This is a genomic window from Tepidimonas sediminis (assembly GCF_007556605.1).
Taxonomy (GTDB): Bacteria; Pseudomonadota; Gammaproteobacteria; order Burkholderiales; family Burkholderiaceae_C; genus Tepidimonas; species Tepidimonas sediminis.
Map to the genome: position 1 here is coordinate 1 of NZ_VJND01000032.1, position 1,148 is coordinate 1,148.

1 protein-coding gene is annotated in these 1,148 nt (G+C 59.6%); it reads left to right on the forward strand.

What is annotated here, in order from left to right:
• Positions 1-417 precede the first annotated feature (417 nt).
• Positions 418-1,148 (forward strand): MobQ family relaxase (gene mobQ, locus Tsedi_RS12105; RefSeq protein WP_185970675.1); only part of this gene is annotated, 731 nt, incomplete at its 3' end.

Here is a 1,148-nt window from a genome sequence, read left to right on the forward strand (position 1 = left end):
AGTGCTCTCGCGCGCTTGCTCTCAAGTGCTCTTGCGCGCGCTGCTGCTGCACGCTGCTGAGCTTTGAGCTGAGCGAGCTTCTGCTCGAGTCGAGAGATACGCTCTTCTCGAGTCAGTCTTTTTCGAGTCGCTTGCTCTTCTGACATGTCAGTACTCTTGACGAGTGAGTGCCGCTGTGATACAAGCGCCTTCGATGATACCTGAAAGGCGCACTTATGCAAACACCCGCAAGGGGCGTTTGCACAAGTGCGGTCAGGGCTCTGCCCCGACACCCCGGCGGGGGGGTCGCCCCCCCGCACCCCACGACCGGGCGCTGCGCCCCGGCCCCGCCCAGGGGCTGGCTGCCCCTGGACCCCGCCCGGGGAGGACCGGCGGCTGCGCCGCCGCCCCTCCCCGGACCCCTCCCCGCGCACGCAAATGGCGATTTACCACTTCAGCGTCAAAACAGTTTCGCGCAGCACTGGTCGCTCCGCTGTTGCCGCTGCTGCGTATCGCTCCGCTTCAAAACTCGTTTGCCCCCGCACAGGTTTGACGCACGATTATCGTCGGCGTCAGCGCGGGGTGCTTGCGCAGCGGCTTTTCTTGCCTCGCGATTTGACAATGTCGCGTCAACAAATTTGGTCAGCAGCAGAGCTTGCTGAGACGCGTAAAAACTCGACAGTTGCGCGTGAAATTGAAGTTGCGCTGCCGCACGAGCTGACGTTGCAACAGCAGCAAGCGTTGCTGTCGCAATTCGCGCGTGAACTGATTGAAAAGCACGGTGTCGCAGTCGATATCGCGATTCATGCGCCAAGTAAAAATGGCGATGAGAAGAACGTGCACGCGCACATTTTGATGACGACTCGACGAATTCTTGAAACTGGTCAGCTCGGCGAAAAAACCAGGGAGTGGGACGATCGTAAAAGCGGAACGGTTGAGTTTTGGCGCGAGCGCTGGTCGCAGATCGTCAACGAAGCGCTCGAGAAAGCAGGTCACGATGCGCGCATCGATCATCGCTCTTTGAAAGAGCAGGGCATCGATCGAATACCCGGCCGGCATCACGGCGTTTCAGCGACGGCAATCGAAAGAAAGAAGCGCGGCGCATCTCGACGAATCGACGATCTGCAGAAAGAGCAGAAAGAAGCGAAAAAGCGCAAGAGTCGCGCGCG